This window comes from Anabaenopsis sp. NIES-4685 (genome assembly GCF_059725405.1).
The window spans coordinates 127817-146568 of the sequence record NZ_AP043602.1 but is presented as its reverse complement, the minus strand read 5'-3'; the positions used below and the strand labels follow the sequence as shown (position 1 = coordinate 146568).

Sequence of the window (18752 nt, the reverse complement as noted above, 5' to 3'; positions counted from 1 at the left end):
CGAGTGATACACGAAACCTCTGAATAATCAGTTATGGAAAAGACTATAATTTCACATCATATTTTTTGGCAATTTCCATAAACTTTTCACACTGCTTTTTTGATGCGTCCGTTAAGATCATTTCTGCTTGTTGTGGAGTATTGCCATCTTTAGGAATTAAATACTTGACATAAAGTGCTATAAAATCGGCTATAACTGCCAATCCAGATAAACCATGTTGGTCAGCTTCTTTCCCGGCGATCGCAGCTACTAAACCAGCTTTAATGGGGTCAGGTTTCACCTTCATAAACTGGTCAATGAGTTGGGTAATATACTCTGTGGGTGGTAAGTTATTTAACTTACTTTGGTCTGGAGTAAAATTACATTCTGCGGCTTTTGCTTGCTCTAAAACACACCATTCTATGAATTCTTGTAGTGCGGCTTCAGGGAGGCGAGGGAGATATCTATGTAGCGGTATATCAGACACAGGCTTACCGTGTAAATTGATTTTTTGTGAGGTGCATCATAGCTAGCCTAACCCATTACCGCTATTACTTTTAGTATGTTAAGCTACGATATGTCCAGAATAGGCATTGTTGAGAAATTAGATTATAATCGTCATAAATAACAGGTAGTGTTTATGGTAACATCCTCCCTAGTTAGTCAAACCAAATCACCCCCAGGGATAGTCATCACTTGGGAACCATTACCGCAGGACTTAGACCTAGAGGATGAACCGGTGGATAATACAGGACAACCACTATTAGCAGGTGCATTAAGAGAAAGTTTAGAAATTGCTGGTTTTATCCAACCACAAATGTTAATCGCCGCTAACTTTGGGCTATGTGCTACCCTTGATGGCCAGTTTATTGCTAAAGCCCCGGATTGGTTATATGTACCGGGAGTTAAGGAAATATTACCAGATAGGAAAAGCTATACACCCCACTTAGAGGGAGATATTCCCGCCATAGTCATGGAGTTTCTTTCAGATAAAGAGGGAGGGGAATATTCAGTCAAACGTACATACCCACCCGGTAAATGGTTTTTTTATGAACAAATTTTACAAGTACCAGTGTATGTAATTTTTGAGCCAGAGGGAGGACTATTAGAATATTATCAGTTAGAAAATGGGCGGTATGAGTTAAAGTCAGCGGATGAAAATGGCCGCCACTGGGTAGAGAGTATGGGGCTATTTTTGGGAACATGGCGGGGGGACAAGGAAGGGCGCAGTGGTTATTGGTTGAGATGGTGGGATAATCAAGGTAACTTGTTACCCTGGGCGGTGGAGAAGATTTTACAAGAAAGCCAACGCGCCGAACAAGAGCGCCAACGTGCCGAACAAGAGCGCCAACGCGCCGAACAAGAAAGCCAACGCGCCGAACAAGAGCGCCAACGCGCCGAACAAGAGCGCCAAGAAAAGGAAAAACTCAGAGCCTATTTACAATCCCGGGGAATTGATCCTGATATTTTGTAGGGTGGGTCAAATAATCATGGATAGCAACAATTAACAACTTGCTGCTACCAAGACATCAAACTACACCTAAGCAGTACGAAAACGTGCCAACTCTGCGCCAGTTTTCGCATCGTGAGCGTGAACAGTACACACTAAACAGGAATCAAACGATCGCGCCACGTGACCAACCTCCACCGGGTCGGTAGAATCTTCTATGGGTGTCCCGATTAAAGCTTCTTCAATCGGACCGCGGTTACCTTCTCCGTCACGGGGCCAATATTCCAAGTACCAGGAGCAATTACTTGGTAATTTTTAATTTTACCCTTTTCTACCTCCACCCAGTGAGACAAAGCTCCCCGCGCTGCTTCCGTTGCGCCCCAACCCTGGCCATCTTTTTCTGTAGGTTTAATATACCAAGGGTCATTTAATTTAAACTCCCGTAAGCAGTGTTCAGCTTGGCGATATAATTTGACAATCTCGTGCAATCGTCCTAACTGGCGTAAGTGAACACTAGCACCACCCATGTGCTTAAATACATCTAGGATAAATCCGTCATGGTGTTGCCAGGATTCGCCGTGATTACCACCAGCTACTAACTGCCGGGCTAGTCGTCCAGCTTCTAAGCGTCCGAAATCTTGGTGACGTACAGCACTAGACCAAGAGTAAGCATTGTCAAAGTCTTTACTGTTATTAACAGTGGGTTTAGTAGTGCGGTTGGTTGGGTGAATATCTGCGATACCTTCATCATACCAGGAATGAGTGGTATTTTCCCGGATTTGGGACTGCTCCATTAAAGTGTGAGTATCGCTGAAGCTGTCATATACACCACTTTTCATAATCATGGCAGCATTGCGCCCAGCAATGGTGGGCTTTTGGTATTTGTCCTCATGGGCTAAATATCCCCAAGTGACATATTTACCAACACCAGCGCCATATCTATCAAGACCGATATCTAAACCCATGCGCCAATAAAAACCCAAGTCAGACTCACGATGATTCAGGTCTTCATCTAGCCAGGCCATAAAATCATCATAGGTGCGGATTTGTTCATAACGTTCTAGGGAACAACCCAACCATACAGGTTCTAACCAATTGGTGCGGAAGTATTCCAGGATGGCCCAAGCGCGGGTAATATCGGTGAGGGTGGGGGCGCACATCACACCACCAGGAACCATGTAACTAGAATGCGGCCATTGACCGCCGAATAAAGCATAGATTTCTACAGGTTTGCCGGAAATTGTCACACCAATTTCGTAAGATTTACCAGTGAAAGCTGCAAAGCGGCGACAAGCTTCTTCATAAAAGCGACTACGACGGTAATTTTTATTGGTGAGGTCAATGGCAAACAATCCATAAAAATACCTAGGTATACTTTGCATTGTTTCCACAATTTGACCCAAATTTCTGGCCAATATGGCATTGCGGGGTACTTCTGTACCCCAAAGTGTATCTAATGCCCAAGATGCACTGGTGAGATGGGAACCACCGCAGATACCGCAGATCCGGGGTGTGACAATTAATCCGGCTTGGGGGTCTTTGCCGCGTAAGATAATTTCAAAGCCGCGAAACAGTTCGGCGTGTGTCCAGGCGTTGACTACCCGCCCATTTTCAATATCAACGCGCACATCTAAATCCCCCTCAACTCTACCAACGGGGGAAATATCTAATGTTTTAATTGCCATTCTCCTCTCCTGTAGTTAATTCAGGAATGGGGTCTCTAGTCCCATTCTCTAAACTGTGAAAAAGTCTTCTTCTGCCCAAGCTGGGGCTGCATCTTTAGCGGCCATGGTCAACACGGCGTAGTCTTTGGGTTTGACTCCGGGGGGTAGTTCTTTAGGTACTCCCATGATTGTTTGGGTTTTAAATACGGTTCCTGGTTGGAGGTCAAAGAAGGGGAATTCTGGTTCTGTACAACCTAAACAAGGCATACCGGCGCGAGTTTTGGAGGAAACACGGTTCCACAAAATGCGGTTACAGGATGAGTGGGTCATCGGACCACGACAACCTAAATCATAAAATAGGCAACCTTTACGTTGACCAAATTCCCCTGTGGATGCTTTGTAAGCAAAGTGAACGTTACGGGTACAGCCTGTTTGGGTGTATGTGTTGAAGAAGGTTTGGGGACGATGCAATTCATCTAGGGCGATGTCGGTTATGCGTCCGGTGGCGATCGCCACTAATATCTGCGTAATCCAATCGGGATGGGCGGGACATCCGGGAATATTAATTACGGGTAGTCCGGCTTTAGAAACAAAATCCTGACCTAAAAAGCCCCCCGGTTGACGCTTGAGAAATTGCAACCCTGTTGATTCGCTGGGGTTGGGTGACATGGCTGGGATTCCCCCCCATGTGGCGCAGTCTCCGACTGCTACAATGTATTTAGCCGCTTGGGATAGGTCGGTTAACCAGTCTTTCATGGGGCGATCGGCGAAACGGTTCCATTCCCCTGTACCATTGGGAGCATTTACAACGCTGCCTTCAAACACTAGGATATCTAGGGGAATTTTGCCTAGGAAGCAGTCCCAGAGGAGGGTTTGTAAGTCGTTACCTAGTTCCAGTCCCAAGGAGGGATGCCAAAGTACCTTAATGCCAAAGTCGGCAATTAAATCGCACACTGTCGGTTCTTCGGCGTTGAGAAATGACATGGTGTTACCTGAGCACGCACCACCTTGCAGCCATAGTACGTTAGTCATTAGCTACACATTTTTGTATTGTTGGTTATGCACTGATGGAGGTGATGAGACTTGTAGAGTATCACCTGTTAATCAATATTCATTATTATAATTTAATTTTTGAATTGATTATTTTTTCTTCATCAAAAGATAATATACTCTTGAAGTTACCAACGTACAAATACCTTTTACAGCAGTTTTTAAGTAAATAAATATCATAAATCTTGTGGGTTGGGCATCGGTGCCCGTCATTTTCTGCTTAAATCAGATCAAAGGGTTTGTAAATTAAATATTTCAGGTGTTTAAAGGTGATATCAATATTGGCAATTTACCGGTTGATTTTGCTCAACAGATGCCTTATGGTAAAAGAATTGATTTTCTAAATTTTCCAGATAGATTAATCTAATCTATAGCTTTTTGATGTGTCTAATGAAGTACACACTAATTCGTTACCTGCTCCCTAAAACTAAAAAACTTTGTACCTCACGAGCATGGGAAATGCTATAGCGCCGATTTCATTCTTACCTACTTGGATTTGATTTTGGGCTTAATTGCCAAGTGTTGATTTATGGGATTTTAAACCTGTGTACATCCGCCGAGTTGATAAATTTACCCACTAATGGGCTTTGACCAAATCACGGCAGTTATGAACCCCACTATTACAGATTCAGCAGTAAAAGCAGCGATCGCAGCTATTGGCTCGGAGTCGGCCACAGTAGCAGAAAAAATCCAGATGCTGATTGAAATGGCTCAAGGCTTTCATAAGCAGCCCAAAACCGCCCAAGATTTACGCAATGCAATGGGTCTATATTACCGAGCCTATCAGATGTGTGGTGAGGAATACCCCCTATTGCAAGCCAGGGCTTTGGTGGGGATGGCAGGGACGTTACAAAGTATACCTGATGGCGGTTCTCAACTGCTGCTAGAAGCCAAAGCAAATTATCAGCAGGCTTTGCCAATTTTACAGCAATTAGCATTACCGGAAGAAGTGGCAGAGGCACAGATGAATCTGGGGCTGGTTTTGCAGTCCTTAGTACCATTCAATCTGGCACGGATGACGGACAGTATCCAAGCTTATCATCAGGCTTTACAGGTGTTTACTTGGGAGGATTACCCACAGGAATACGCAATTTTATACAATAATATTGCGATCGCCTACTTGTCTATGCCCATGGCTTCACAACAAGAATACCTACGCCAAGGGTTAGCAGTACAATCCTTTGAAGTAGCATTAAAGCACATTAACTTAATTGACCATCCTCGTGAATATGCCATGTTGCAAAACAATTTGGGTAATGCTTTGCAATATTTAGTCAGTTCCCATCCTTTAGATAATAACTTACGGGCGATCGCAGCTTATGACGAAGCCCTCAAAGTCCGTAACCCCAGAGACACCCCCCTAGAATACGCCAACACCATATCGAATAAAGCCAACGCCTTATTCAACTTACCCGACGATGTAGAAAAGCCAGAATTGGGGAATCCTCAAAACCTCCTCCAAGCATATAATTACTATCAAGAAGCTTGGGCAATTTTCACCAAACACGAACAGCAAGAACAAGCAGAAATTGTTACCCAAGCTATACAAGATATAGAAGTACAAATGCGCGTAACTATGGATTAGTTGGGAATTTACTTACACCTATCACCGAATCACCATGACAGAAATACTCACCAACTTAGCAGATGGTAACTTAAACCTAACCACAGAAATTACCTGGATATTGATAGCTACAGCATTATCAATGTTTAGTGGTGCTATTAGTGCCATGATATTAGCTGGAAAAGATATTGGCTATCAATTTTCAGCCACTTTAGGGGCATTATTTGCCCCTGCTGGTGTGATTCCCGCCATATTATTAAGTTTTGCTCTACTCAACCTATTCAGCAGTTATTAGGAGGCATAATGTTAGAACTGGGATGGCTATCTGCCAAATTATTTTTCAAAGGTAAACTTCTGCGTGACCCATGGGATTTTTTCCAAAAAATTCTCATGGCTTCAGGTATTAGTTCTCTCATATTGATATTATCTCAAACTGCACTCCCTTTTTACCTAGCAGTGACAGTATCTAGTTTAATTACAGGTGCCATGATGCCATATTTATTGAAAGATTTCAAAATGAAATAAATCTACCATCTGCAATTAATCAAATACAGATGAATCAGGATTTATATGTATTCATCTGTATACCCTGCGCTTAGTAGTTAATTGCAGCAAATTTTATTTAAATGAGAGGGCGGGAAAATACCGAGCCTATAATATTGATAACTTGGCGAATAATTCTATCACCAATTCAGCCAAATACTACCAACTATCGACCAATATCTCATGACCAAGCTGGAAGAATTAGTTACAGAGATTAACCGATTTGAAGCGATTATATCCCAATGGGATGAAAGCCAAAGGTGTGTAGCTGTAGGACTAAAAAGAGCGATTGAAGATTTACATAAAGCAGCACTGACCAGTTTAATTAAAACCGTCAAAAAAGAATCAATATCGGCCTTGCGGCAGGCAGTAGATGATGACATAGTATATTCAGTTCTGCTGTACCACGAACTAATTAAACCGCCACAAGCACCTTTAATAGACAGAATTCAAGCAGCTCTTGCAGAAGTTAGACCAGGCTTAAAAAGCCATAACGGGGATGTAGAATTTTCAGCACTGAAAGCACCTGATACAGTAGAAGTTAAATTAATTGGTACTTGTAGCAGCTGTCCCACTTCCAATTTAACCTTAACTCAAAGTGTGGAACAGGCGATAAAAAATCATTGTCCCGAAATTACTAAAGTTGTTGCTGTTAATCATAGTGCTACCGCTGTCAATAGTGCATTTTATCCGGAGGATACAGCGACTTGGGTGAAAGTGACAACAGTGGATCAAATTCCCCCATCTGGAATATTGACAGGTAAAATAGGCAAGAATTCCCTGATTTTATATCGTCATGGTGAAAATGTTAACTGTTACCTGAATGCTTGCCCACACCTAGCAACTCCTTTAGATAGAGGTAAGTTAGATAATCACATTCTCACTTGTGCATCTCATGGATTTCAGTATAACTTAAAAACTGGTGAATGTTTAACTGTTGCGGATATTCCATTACAGTCTTATCCAGTACACATTAAAACCGATAAAGTGTTTGTAAAATTGCCTAAATATTCTCTTTAATATCAGCAGTTTTTACATTCTCATGAAGTACACACCAATTCCCTATTCCCTATTCCCTATTCCCTATTCCCTATTCCCTATTCCCTGTTCCCTCAAAAAAAATACCCTGTATTTATCAATCTTGATCTGTGGTTAATGGACATACCCATCAATATTAATCCTGCGTCCCAGTTATTACTGTTATCCCCTCATGGTGCTGAGGTGATTTTAGGTGATATAATTACACCAGAAATATTAGCAGTGCCTATAGTACCTAGTGCGGTATCTATGTTTGGCCCTCGTGGTGCTTGTTTATTATCTGCAACCGGTCCATTATGGGTATCCGATACAGGACATCACCGCTTATTGGGATGGCGAAATTTGCCCACTAGAGATAGTCAACCAGCTGACTGGGTAATTGGACAACCGGATTTTCAGCATGAGGGACCAAATGCTAAAGCTTCACCAGGAAGAAATACTTTTAGTGTTCCTACGGGAATTTGTGCTTGTGGTCATGGGTTAGCGGTTGCTGATGCTTGGAATCATCGGGTATTGATTTGGCAAAATGTCCCAGAAGATAGTCATGTACCAGCAGATTTAGTGTTAGGTCAAGCTGATTTTAGCCATTGTGAACCCAATAGAGGTACTCTAGCAGCAGCTGATACTATGCACTGGCCCTATGGTGTTTTCTATCATCAAGGTAAGTTATTTGTGGCTGATACGGGAAATCGGCGGTTATTAATTTGGCATGAATTACCTACAGAAAATGGTCAACCAGCTGATTTAGTTTTGGGACAACCAAATCTGATATCGCGCCATGAAAATGGGGGGGGTGCTCCTACTGCTGCGAGTATGCGCTGGTGTCATGATATGACAATTTGGAATCATAATTTAGTGGTGGCTGATGCGGGGAATCATCGGGTAATGATTTGGGAGGGAATACCTACAGAAAATAATGCGCCTTGTGCGGTGGTTCTAGGACAACAAAGCTTTGATGTTGTGGAAATGAATCAAGGTGTTTATTTTCCTAGTGCTGGTAGTATGAGTATGCCTTATGGTGTAGGTGTTGGTAATGATTGGTTGCTGGTTGCTGATACTGCTAATTCCCGGTTGTTAGGATGGAAAAGACGGGAATCTTTATTATTATTGCAGGGGGCGGTGGCTGATGCGATCGCCGGACAAGCAAATTTTCAGAGTAAAGGTGAAAATCGTAATTTTGGGTTACCCAGGCGAGATAGTTTAAATTGGTGTTATGGGGTGAAGGTTTGCGGTAATACTGCGGTGATTGCTGACTCTGGAAATAATCGGGTTTTGTTGTGGCGGTTACAGTAACAGTTTTTTAAATTCTCAGGCGCAAAAAAAGAACCATGGAAGATGTGGTAACCCAAGAAATTAGAGTTCGTGGTACTGTTCAGGGTGTCGGATTTCGCCCTACTGTTTATCGTCTAGCTAAAGCTGGGGGGTTGCGTGGTGAAGTTTGTAATGATGGTGAGGGGGTTTTGATTCGGGTGTCTGGAAGTGAGGAGGCGATCGCTGAGTTTGTAGAACGACTATATATTGAATGTCCCCCCTTAGCAAAAATTCAGGAGTTGATTCGCACACCTTATCAGGGTAAGTGGAGTTTTCCTGATTTTGTGATTGCTCACAGTGTCAGCAGTTCTATTAAAACTGAAATTGCTCCTGATGCGGCGACTTGTCCCCAATGTCAACAAGAAATTTTTGACCCCTTTAGTCGGTTTTTTCGTTACCCTTTTACTAATTGCACTCACTGCGGCCCCCGGTTCAGTATTATTCGTGGGATTCCTTACGATAGATGCAATACCAGTATGTCTGCATTTCCTATGTGTGCGGAATGTGAGCAGGAGTATAATGATGTGGAAAATCGCCGTTTTCATGCCCAACCTGTAGCTTGTCATACTTGCGGACCCACAGCTTGGTTAGAACGCGCTGATAGTCAACCTGTGACGGCTTCCATGTTTTCTATGCTTGATGATGTGGATGCTGTTTGTACTTTGCTGCAAAAAGGGGAGATTGTGGCTATTAAGGGGTTGGGTGGTATTCACCTAGCTTGTGATGCAACTCAAGAGGGGGTTGTGCAAAAACTCCGTCAACGTAAACACCGTGATTATAAGCCTTTGGCTTTAATGGCGCGGGATATTTCTATTATTGAACAATATTGTATAGTCAACCCCAGGGAAAGGGAATTATTACAGAGTCCCGCTGCGCCGATTGTGTTGTTACATCAGAAACCATGGGAAAATGAAGATGAGCAGATAATTGCTCAGTTTCCCATTGCGCCTGCAGTTGCACCAGGACAAAATACCCTGGGTTTTATGTTACCTTATACGCCTTTACATCATTTAATTCTCCGGCGGTTGAATCGCCCTATTGTGTTAACTAGTGGGAATATTGCTGATGAACCACAATGTATTGATAATGGCGAAGCTAGGGAAAAGTTAGGTAAAATAGCTGATTATTTTCTCTTACACAATCGCGAAATTGTCAACCGAGTTGATGATTCTGTGGCGCGGGTGGTTGATGATCAAGTAAAAATCATTCGCAGAGCTAGGGGATACGCACCAGCACCGATGAAGTTACCCCCAGGATTTGAGCAGGTACCGCCGATTTTAGCAATGGGTAGTCAGTTAAAAAATACTTTTTGTCTGTTGCGGGAAAATGAGGCGATTGTTTCCCAGCATTTGGGAGATTTAGGAAATGCAGGGGCTTTTTATAGCTATCATGATACCCTCAATCTCTATTTAAATTTATTTGAACATCAACCCCAGGCGATCGCTGTTGACAAACATCCTGAATATCTGGCGACAAAACTGGGTAAGGAAGTCGCACCTGTGAATAAAGTTAAACTGCATCACATCCAACATCATCACGCCCATATTGCTGCTTGTATGGCAGAAAATGGTATTCCTTTAAATGCACCCCCAGTTTTAGGTATTGCTTTAGATGGTTTAGGTTATGGCGAAGATGCTACATTTTGGGGGGGTGAATTTCTGTTAGCAGACTATCGCCGATTTCAGCGATTAGCAACTTTTAAGCCTGTAGCTATGATTGGGGGTGAACAGGCTATTTATCAACCTTGGCGTAACACCTACGCCCATTTACTCAGCGCCGATATTTGGGAGACTTGTCAACAAGAATATTCTGACTTGGAAATTATCAAATTTTTACAGCAAAAGCCCTTAAAGCTGATTAATCAAGCTGTAACACAGGGAATTAATTCCCCCCTCGCTTCCTCCGTTGGGAGGTTATTCGATGCGGTAGCAGCTGCTATGGGTATTTATCCCGAAAAATGCAGCTATGAAGGACAAGCGGCGATCGCCATGGAGGCTTTAGTTAATCCTCTGAGTTTAAATAATTATGAAGAAACTCTAATTTATCCTTTTGAGGTGAATTTTTCCGATAGTATTTACTATATAGACTCCAAACCAATGTGGCCAGACTTACTTCGGGACTTACAAAAACAAGTTAAGCCATCAGATATAGCTAGAAAGTTTCATACAAGTTTATCTCAAACTATTGTCAATTTAGTTAAACATCTGTGTCACGAAAATGTAATTAATCAGGTGGCTTTAACAGGGGGTGTATTTCAAAACTGTATCTTATTAGCACAGGTAAAGGCAGGTTTAGAAAACTTAGGTATCCATGTACTGACCCATAATTTATTTCCTGCCAATGATGGCAATATATCATTGGGACAGGGGGTGATTACAGCAGCACAATTAATGAATCTTCCTTAAAATGCTGTTGAGCTTAATTTCCCCCAAAGTAAGGTTGTACGGCTACCCTATGGTTATTCTTACAGAAAAAAACAATGTGTTTAGGAATTCCCGGTCAAATTATCGAAATCAGCGATATTAACCATAAATTAGCGATAGTTAATATCGGTGGAGTTAAACGTCAAGTCAATATTGCTTGTATTGTTAATGAAGAACATCCCCCAGAAAAATGTATTGGTGATTGGGTACTAGTTCATGTTGGTTTTGCTATGAATCGGATTAATGAGGAAGAAGCAAAGGAAACATTACAACTACTAGCAGAACTAGCTCAAGCAGTGAGTAATTAAAGGTCTACGGGTTACGCCACGCTACGCTATCAGCAAAAATACTTTTATGAAATACGTTGATGAATTTCGAGAACCTGAAAAAGCCGCAGCTTTAACCAAGCAAATCACTAAACTTGGTCAGCAGCTAGAAAAACCTATTAAAATCATGGAGGTATGCGGGGGACATACCCATTCTATATTTAAATATGGTATTGAAGATATCCTTCCCCATAACCTAGAACTGATACATGGCCCCGGTTGTCCCGTGTGTGTGATGCCAAAGGGAAGATTAGATGATGCGATCGCCATCTCCCAACATGATAAGGTTATCCTCGCCACATTTGGGGACACTATGCGGGTTCCTGGTTCCCATACTAGCCTCTTGCAAGCCAAAGCTAGGGGCGCAGATATTCGCATGGTATACTCGCCATTAGATAGTCTACAAATCGCCAGAGACAACCCAGATAAAGAGATAGTCTTTTTTGCCCTAGGCTTTGAAACCACCGCCCCTAGTACCGCCCTCACCATTTTACAAGCAGCAGCGGAAAACATCACTAATTTTAGTATGTTTTCTAATCATGTCCTGGTAATTCCCGCCCTCGAAGCCCTACTAGACAACCCCGACTTACAACTAGATGGATTTATTGGCCCTGGTCATGTGAGTATGGTAATTGGGACAGAACCCTATGAATTTATTTCCCAAAAATATCATAAACCTATAGTAGTTTCCGGTTTTGAACCCTTAGATATACTCCAATCAATTTGGATGCTGCTACAGCAACTAGTAGAAAATCGCTGCGAAGTTGAAAATCAATATAACAGATTAGTAGAACCAGCGGGAAACCTAGTAGCATTGCAAGCCATAAACCAAGTTTTTGCAGTCAGAGAAAACTTTGACTGGCGGGGTTTAGGGGACATACCTAAATCAGGCTTAAAAATCCGTCCTGAATATGCCCAATTTGACGCAGAACTAAAATTTACCATTCCTAACTTAAAAGTCAGGGACCACAAAGCCTGTCAATGTGGAGAAATCCTGAAAGGAACCTTAAAACCTTGGCAATGTAAAGTATTTGGTACAGCTTGCACACCAGAAACACCGATAGGAACCTGTATGGTTTCCTCCGAAGGAGCCTGTGCAGCCTATTACAAATATGGCAGACTTGCTGCCATGAATAAAAAAGCCGAAAAAATCGCCTTAACCCCATAACCACCCGATTTATGAACAATTAAATACCCTCTTCCCTCCTCCCCACAGCTACTGACAGTACGTAAATAACCAGCAAAACTTAGAGGACAATTATATGCCATTCATTACCGTTCAACTTGCTAAAGGACACTCAATTGAAAAAAAGCGCCAGCTAGTCAAAGCACTAACTGAAACACTGATTAACACCTTGGGTGCTAAACCAGAATGGATAACCATACATATTGATGAATTTGAGCGAGAAAATTGGGCTGTAGGCGGTCAATTACATATTGATAAACATAGTGGGAGACATCAAGAAAAAGGCATCTAAAATTAATTGGGTTATACTCAGTGGTTCAGCTATCTACCAAATTTTAATTATTTAAAAAAAAATCATTTAAATATGAATATTTCCCCCAACAACCAAACCCGAAATCCTCTATTACAAAAAATCGTAAAACCCCGCAAAAGTAAACTTACAGATACTCATATTACCCTCGCCCACGGTAGCGGGGGTAAAGCCATGCGGGATTTAATAGAGGATATTTTTGTTAGTAGTTTTGATAATCAAATCCTGGCGCAATTAGAAGACCAAGCCAGTTTAAAGTTAACTCATCTCACAGCACAAGGTGATAGACTGGCATTTACTACAGATTCCTATGTGGTAGATCCTTTATTTTTTCCCGGTGGTGACATTGGGGAATTAGCAGTTAATGGTACCATTAACGATTTAGCTGTTAGTGGTGCTACACCTTTATACCTCACTTGTAGCGTGATTCTAGAAGAAGGTCTACCTGTAGAAACCTTGCGCCGGGTGGTTGGGAGTATGAAATTAGCCGCCCAAAAAGCTGGTGTGCAGATTGTCACCGGTGATACTAAAGTTGTGCATCGTGGCGCGGCGGATAAACTATTTATTAATACTACAGGTATTGGGGTAATTCCTGAAGGAATTAACATTTCTGCCCATAATATTCAAGTGGGAGATGTAGTAATTATTAATGGCGAATTGGGAAATCATGGTACGGCGATTTTAATCGCCCGTGGGGAATTAGCATTAGAAACTCATATAGAAAGTGACTGTCAACCATTACACAGTTTAGTAGAAACTATCCTTAATGTTTGTCCTGAAGTTCACGCCATGCGGGATGCTACACGGGGCGGTTTAGCGACGGTTTTAAATGAATTTTCTGTGAGTTCTGATGTCGGTATTCGTCTCGATGAACCATCTATTCCTATACGGGAAGAGGTACAAGGAGTTTGTGAAATCTTAGGTTTAGACCCCTTATATTTAGCCAATGAAGGTAAATTAGTGGTGGTGGTAGGGGGTAATCACGCAGAAACTGTATTATCAGCGATGAAGTCCCACCCCGCTGGGAAAGATGCTTGTATAATTGGTGAGGTTATTGCTTCACCTCCGGGAGTTGTCTTATTACAAACAACTTTTGGGACTCAAAGAATTGTTGATATGTTGGTGGGGGAACAATTACCGAGAATTTGTTAATTTTTATCTGTGTGTATCTATGTTTTAAAATCTGAGCAAAATATGCACGAATTAGGAATTACACAAAATATTGTCGCTATTGTGAGCGAACAGGCCCAAGGGGCAAAAGTTAACCGCGTAGTTTTAGAAATTGGCGCACTTTCGGCGGTTTTACCGGAAGCTATAGAGTTTTGTTTTGACATCTGTACTCAAGGTACAGTATTAGTAGGAGCCATATTAGAAATTAACATAATCCCTGGTTTAGCACGCTGTCGTACTTGCAAAGCGGAAATAAGTTTAAATAAACCATTTGGTATATGTGGCTGTGGTAGCGTGGAATTAGATTTAATAACCGGTGAAGAACTGAAAATTAAAGAAATAGAAATAGAGGAATTATGTGTGTAACCTGCGGTTGCTCTGATAATGCTCACATTACAATCACTAATTTAGCCACAGGTGAGGTGGAACATAATCATCACCACACTCATACTCACAGTTTACCTGATGGTACTGTAATTACCCATTCCCATGATCATCAGGGTGAAGAGTCTCAAATTCATGGCACAACTATATCTTTAGAACAAGATATATTAGCTAAAAATAATCTGTTAGCAGCCCAGAATCGGGGATGGTTTCAAGGACGCAATATTTTAGCTTTAAATTTAATGAGTTCTCCTGGTGCTGGAAAAACCACTCTTCTCACCCGGACGATTCAAGATTTAAAACAGCAGTTACCTATTAGTGTTATTGAAGGCGACCAAGAAACAGCTAATGATGCTCAAAAGATTCAGGAAACAGGCTGTAAGGTTGTGCAGATTAACACGGGTACTGGTTGTCATTTAGAAGCTGCTATGATTGCTAGGGGTTTACAGCAGTTAAACCCCCCTCTCAATTCTGTGGTGATGATTGAAAATGTGGGAAATTTAGTATGTCCAGCTTTATTTGATTTGGGAGAACAAGCTAAGGTAGTGATTCTCTCGGTGACTGAAGGAGAAGATAAGCCGATAAAATATCCCCATATGTTCCGCGCTAGTGAAATTATGATTCTCACTAAGGTTGATTTATTGCCTTATGTACAGTTTGATGTAGAAAAATGTATTGAGTATGCGCGACAAGTTAACCCTAAAATTCAGGTTTTCCAGGTTTCTGCTACTACTGGTATGGGTTTAGAAGGTTGGTATGGGTGGTTATCAGCAACTGTTGCTGATTTTCTCCCAGTTTCTGTTGAACTCAGTTAAATTCCCTTCCCGCGGCCGGGGAAGGGTGAATATGATGGGACAGGTTGGGTATTAGAGCCAATCCCGATAAGCGGAAATCTCATTTACCCTGATTTCAAAGGGTGTACCTTTGCCAAAGGGAGGATAAACGCGAATTTTGGCATCACTGGTAAACCGTTCTAGCCTGTTTCCTAACTGGGGAATATTACTGACTATATGCCAGTAAGATACTATATCAGGGCAGTCAATGATTAGTGTCAGGGTGGTACTATTCTTGGTGAGATACCACTGACATTTAGATAAGAGTACTTGAGTAATGCGATCGCAGGCCTGAAAAAAGCATATACCAGTAGACCGCTCTAACTCTAGATGCAGCATTCCATCTTGTTTTGTGACCTCGGTGGGAGGTAAATCATCAGGAGGAAGCTGGTGTAGTTTAGACATAATTCCGAACCTCTTGGTTGTAACGCTGCAAACTCTCTAAGTTGTTTTGCAAAACAAAGGAGGAGGGTTTGAGCGCTAGTGTGTTGAGATTTAACTCGTCCTGAAATCTGGTGATTTTGTCGCGACAAGTCCTCACATCACCAATAATTGAGTTCTCAATTAAGTAGTCTTCATCAAAACAAATATTTGTGCGGTCAAATGGTTTCTGGTGAGGATTTGAGCTTTTCTGGATGATTTGCGCCGTGTTGGCTTGCATTTTTTGGCTGAATTTACGGATGAATGGTAATGCGGCGCTGATTGCTTCATCGTCTGTTTTACCAACATAAAAGAACCGTGCTAATACTAGTTTCTCAGCGCCACTAGGATTCACAGATCGATATTTAGCGACGGTATTTTTTAATCTCTCTAAGGAGAATGGCGGCCCCCCATTAAACCAAAGGAATTTTCAGCCGCAAATTGTATACCTTGATCATCACCAGTGGCTATGTAAACTGGGATTCTATGCTGCAAGGGTTTGGGGGTAATTGTCAAGCGATCGCATTGATAATACTGTCCGTTAAATGAAACATCAGCATCATACAACAGCTGTTGAATGAGGGCGATGGCCTCTAACATTTTGGCGCGAGATTCCCCCATGGGTGTAGCAAAATGCTTGTTATGTTGGGGAAATGGCCCACCTTTAGCTACGCCAAATAATAATCTACCATTACACAAATTATCTAGAGTAGCAATATCCTCCGCTACTCGGATCGGGTTATGAAATGGTAATAATACTGCTGCTGTACCTAATTGAATAGTTGAGGTTAGTCCCGCAAGGTGTCCCATCAACACCAACATAGATGAGCTGAGATTGAACTCATTAAAATGATGTTCACTTACCCAAGCTGAATCAAAACCTAAACTTTCCGCCTCTTTTACTAGCGCTACCTGTTCCCAGATGCTGTGACTAGTATTTTGATGATGATTTTCGTAATTGCAAAAAATTCCGGTTTTCATTTTTGGCGATCGCTATTTAGTTGTCACCCATTGCAATTCCAACCACAACCGGGGATTGGTCTGCTTGAGCTTGGACATGGGATCGCGTAGCAGTCGCTTCGCGTTCATACAGACTACTTCCACTAGCCCCATATTATGTGCTAGTTCTCTGAGTATATGTTTTTGCGCTTGCACATGAGGGAGTATTTCTTCACAGCAATAAATTCCTATATATTGCAAACGTCTAGCTGGTCGTCCCCAAAAACAGGTGATAACTTTCACATGACACCCGTCTAGTAATTCCCCAAGTGTTGGGTAATATTGAGTTACGACTCTTGTGAATTCTTTAGCCAGGATATGTTCAGCAATCATATCAACTGATATTTATGTAGCGGTCATCACGCTATTTAATATAACATATTATTGTCAATTAAACCTGACAAATTATAGGATTTATTTCTATTTTTACAAAGGAATAAGTACAAATTTCATGATCGGCGATCGCACTGAAGAACCGCAAAAATTATCTAAATGCTTCAATTATATCTAAATAGACATTAACCAATTTATGGTCAATTACCAAAGCTTCAACCTGTGGCCAAGTACGAGCTAAAAACTGATGAAATTCGGGTTTTCGCATATTGCCAAAACGGAGATGTACTACTTTAGGTGGGGCAAAATCAAGCATCAGTCGATCAGAAAAGTCTGCATCTTTCGTAACAATAACCAGTTTTTTCTCCTTTGCTGCCAAATTTCTGTATCACTTGGACTCGTACCTAAAACCGAAACATGAACGATGGGTAAAGATGGAGTGAACAGGATTTTAGCTGGTAAATTTTCATCGAAGAAAAAACCATTCATGCAATTTTTCTTACTTCATAGTGATTCGCCATCAATCTTGCTGCAAATTGGATACACGCATAAATATCTTCTCGATTCAGAGAAGGATATTCTTCAAGGACTTCTTCAATAGAATCTCCTGCTCCCAAAAATTCCATAATTGTTTGCACAGAAATTCGGGTTCCAGTTATAATGGGTCTTCCATTACAAATATCTGGATGGATATGGATAGGACTTTCCATTAAGGTTTTGTTACCTCCGTTATTACCTAAATTGACTCTATCCTTACGTAGAGCAGCAAAAAGCTATTGTTTCCTTAACCCAACCTATCTATCATATCACCGCCAACTCTGCTGGCTGCATCAATAAAAAAATGGCGCGTTACATTTCATTAACGCACCCTACAGGATCGGCGATCGCACTTTGTAATTGAGTATGATTTCAAGGTCAACTTAGACCCAGACCCTAGGATCAAGTTCCTGGACGAGAGCGCAGATGATCGGGTATGTGATGGCGATCGCCTAATATTTCTAACAAGGGACCATTAACATCAAATTTAAGCATACTTACCGATGCAACTAAAATATTGACCCGATAGCGATAGCGTCCTAAATCAATTCCCAGTAAACTGCAAAGCATAATCCGAATTGTAGCTTTATGGGAAACTACTAAAACATTACCTTGAGGATGTTTTTCTTGAATTTCAGCAATTACCGACATAGAACGGTTAGCAATCTCTACCGCCGTTTCTCCACCTAGGGGCGCATTCCAGGCGGGTTCTGTTAACCATTTAACATAGTTTTCTGAGTAATTCTCTTGCACAAAGGATTTACTTTTAGTTTCCCATTCGCCATAACTACCTTCTCTCAATCCGTCACGCAACTGCATATTGACACCCACAGCATCACAAAACGGCTTGGCCGTTGCTATTGTGCGCTTCATGGGGCTAACATAAACCGCTGACCAGTCCAATTTTTGATAAACATTAGCAAAACTCTCCGCCATTTCCATTCCTGCTGTAGTCAAATCTGCATCAGTTTGACCACAAAAATTACCACTTTGGCTAAAAGTAGTTTCTCCATGTCGCAGTAAGTATAAATTAAGTGTCATAGCTGCCGTGGCTTTGGAAATTAAGGAGCTTGTGCAAAAATAAACTACCACACACTTGGCTATTGAATATGTAATACCAGAACAAAGTAATTAAGAGGTTTTTTTAGGGGCGGTATTCCTTTTTGTCTCGTTTGCACATTTTCCTGTCTTCGGCATTTTCCGAGGAAATATTTTGTATGTTTATTGGTTTA

The 18752-nt window shown here is 41.6% G+C and carries 20 protein-coding genes and 2 pseudogenes; 13 read left to right on the top strand and 9 right to left on the bottom strand.

Annotated elements, in window-relative coordinates; all coding sequences use genetic code 11:
• Nucleotides 1-43 precede the first annotated feature (43 nt).
• A complete protein-coding gene (locus AC6IZ0_RS00635; RefSeq protein WP_271731972.1) occupies nt 44-466 on the bottom strand; it encodes a hypothetical protein in 423 nt (140 codons plus the stop codon).
• A gap of 153 nt (nt 467-619) precedes the next feature.
• Between AC6IZ0_RS00635 and AC6IZ0_RS00630 the strand changes: the two genes are divergently transcribed.
• Nucleotides 620-1453, top strand: a complete 834-nt coding sequence (locus AC6IZ0_RS00630; protein WP_497724683.1) for a Uma2 family endonuclease — start codon at nt 620-622, stop codon at nt 1451-1453.
• A 66-nt stretch (nt 1454-1519) separates the two neighbouring features.
• Here the strand turns inward: AC6IZ0_RS00630 and AC6IZ0_RS00625 are convergent.
• Nucleotides 1520-3114: pseudogene (locus AC6IZ0_RS00625) on the bottom strand (nickel-dependent hydrogenase large subunit).
• A gap of 48 nt (nt 3115-3162) precedes the next feature.
• The gene (locus tag AC6IZ0_RS00620) at nt 3163-4125 is read right to left on the bottom strand and encodes an NADH-quinone oxidoreductase subunit B family protein (protein ID WP_280801502.1); all 963 of its coding nucleotides are present in this window, start codon (nt 4123-4125) and stop codon (nt 3163-3165) included.
• Between the two features lie 625 nt (nt 4126-4750).
• Here AC6IZ0_RS00620 and AC6IZ0_RS00615 point away from each other — a divergent pair.
• From AC6IZ0_RS00615 to hypB, 12 genes are all read left to right on the top strand, one after another.
• Nucleotides 4751-5728, top strand: coding sequence for a tetratricopeptide repeat protein (locus AC6IZ0_RS00615; protein ID WP_271731964.1), 978 nt, complete (start codon nt 4751-4753; stop codon nt 5726-5728).
• Nucleotides 5729-5762: 34 nt separating this feature from the next.
• On the top strand, nt 5763-6002 hold the full coding sequence (locus tag AC6IZ0_RS00610) for an asr0689 family protein (RefSeq protein ID WP_271731962.1): 240 nt from the start codon (nt 5763-5765) through the stop codon (nt 6000-6002).
• A gap of 8 nt (nt 6003-6010) precedes the next feature.
• On the top strand, nt 6011-6232 hold the full coding sequence (locus AC6IZ0_RS00605) for a hypothetical protein (RefSeq protein WP_271731960.1): 222 nt from the start codon (nt 6011-6013) through the stop codon (nt 6230-6232).
• A gap of 201 nt (nt 6233-6433) precedes the next feature.
• A complete protein-coding gene (locus AC6IZ0_RS00600) occupies nt 6434-7270 on the top strand; it encodes a NifU family protein (RefSeq protein WP_497724681.1) in 837 nt (278 codons plus the stop codon).
• A gap of 135 nt (nt 7271-7405) precedes the next feature.
• Nucleotides 7406-8581: an NHL repeat-containing protein gene (locus AC6IZ0_RS00595; protein ID WP_497724680.1), complete on the top strand. Its 1176-nt coding sequence runs from the start codon at nt 7406-7408 to the stop codon at nt 8579-8581.
• A 44-nt stretch (nt 8582-8625) separates the two neighbouring features.
• On the top strand, nt 8626-11004 hold the full coding sequence (gene hypF, locus AC6IZ0_RS00590) for a carbamoyltransferase HypF (protein WP_497726119.1): 2379 nt from the start codon (nt 8626-8628) through the stop codon (nt 11002-11004).
• A gap of 74 nt (nt 11005-11078) precedes the next feature.
• Nucleotides 11079-11330: a HypC/HybG/HupF family hydrogenase formation chaperone gene (locus AC6IZ0_RS00585; RefSeq protein WP_271731954.1), complete on the top strand. Its 252-nt coding sequence runs from the start codon at nt 11079-11081 to the stop codon at nt 11328-11330.
• Nucleotides 11331-11376: 46 nt separating this feature from the next.
• The gene (gene hypD / locus AC6IZ0_RS00580) at nt 11377-12516 is read left to right on the top strand and encodes a hydrogenase formation protein HypD (protein ID WP_497724678.1); all 1140 of its coding nucleotides are present in this window, start codon (nt 11377-11379) and stop codon (nt 12514-12516) included.
• Nucleotides 12517-12610: 94 nt separating this feature from the next.
• Nucleotides 12611-12826 (top strand): tautomerase family protein, encoded by a 216-nt coding sequence (locus AC6IZ0_RS00575; protein WP_497724677.1) that lies wholly within the window; start codon nt 12611-12613, stop codon nt 12824-12826.
• Between the two features lie 72 nt (nt 12827-12898).
• Nucleotides 12899-13996 (top strand): hydrogenase expression/formation protein HypE, encoded by a 1098-nt coding sequence (gene hypE / locus AC6IZ0_RS00570; RefSeq protein ID WP_497724676.1) that lies wholly within the window; start codon nt 12899-12901, stop codon nt 13994-13996.
• Nucleotides 13997-14038: 42 nt separating this feature from the next.
• The gene (gene hypA, locus AC6IZ0_RS00565) at nt 14039-14380 is read left to right on the top strand and encodes a hydrogenase maturation nickel metallochaperone HypA (protein ID WP_271760892.1); all 342 of its coding nucleotides are present in this window, start codon (nt 14039-14041) and stop codon (nt 14378-14380) included.
• Entirely contained in the window at nt 14371-15213 is an 843-nt protein-coding gene (gene hypB / locus AC6IZ0_RS00560; protein ID WP_497724675.1) for a hydrogenase nickel incorporation protein HypB, read from the top strand. The genes hypA and hypB overlap by 10 nt, the downstream gene beginning before the upstream one ends.
• Before the next feature lie 51 nt (nt 15214-15264).
• Here hypB and AC6IZ0_RS00555 read toward each other — a convergent pair whose 3' ends face one another.
• The 6 genes and pseudogenes from AC6IZ0_RS00555 to AC6IZ0_RS00530 all read right to left on the bottom strand — a co-directional run bounded on the left by AC6IZ0_RS00555 (nt 15265) and on the right by AC6IZ0_RS00530 (nt 18561).
• A complete protein-coding gene (locus tag AC6IZ0_RS00555) occupies nt 15265-15636 on the bottom strand; it encodes a hypothetical protein (RefSeq protein ID WP_200988012.1) in 372 nt (123 codons plus the stop codon).
• Nucleotides 15629-16632: pseudogene (locus tag AC6IZ0_RS00550) on the bottom strand (LLM class flavin-dependent oxidoreductase). Before AC6IZ0_RS00550 ends, AC6IZ0_RS00555 begins: the two are co-directional and overlap by 8 nt.
• 12 nt (nt 16633-16644) lie before the next feature.
• Complete coding sequence (locus AC6IZ0_RS00545) at nt 16645-16983, bottom strand: hypothetical protein (protein WP_200988014.1); 339 nt, start codon at nt 16981-16983, stop codon at nt 16645-16647.
• 151 nt (nt 16984-17134) lie between these two features.
• Nucleotides 17135-17362 (bottom strand): DUF5615 family PIN-like protein, encoded by a 228-nt coding sequence (locus AC6IZ0_RS00540; protein ID WP_497724674.1) that lies wholly within the window; start codon nt 17360-17362, stop codon nt 17135-17137.
• Between the two features lie 106 nt (nt 17363-17468).
• Entirely contained in the window at nt 17469-17693 is a 225-nt protein-coding gene (locus AC6IZ0_RS00535; protein WP_497724672.1) for a DUF433 domain-containing protein, read from the bottom strand.
• A 229-nt stretch (nt 17694-17922) separates the two neighbouring features.
• Nucleotides 17923-18561 (bottom strand): histidine phosphatase family protein, encoded by a 639-nt coding sequence (locus AC6IZ0_RS00530; RefSeq protein WP_200988015.1) that lies wholly within the window; start codon nt 18559-18561, stop codon nt 17923-17925.
• Nucleotides 18562-18752: the final 191 nt, after the last annotated feature.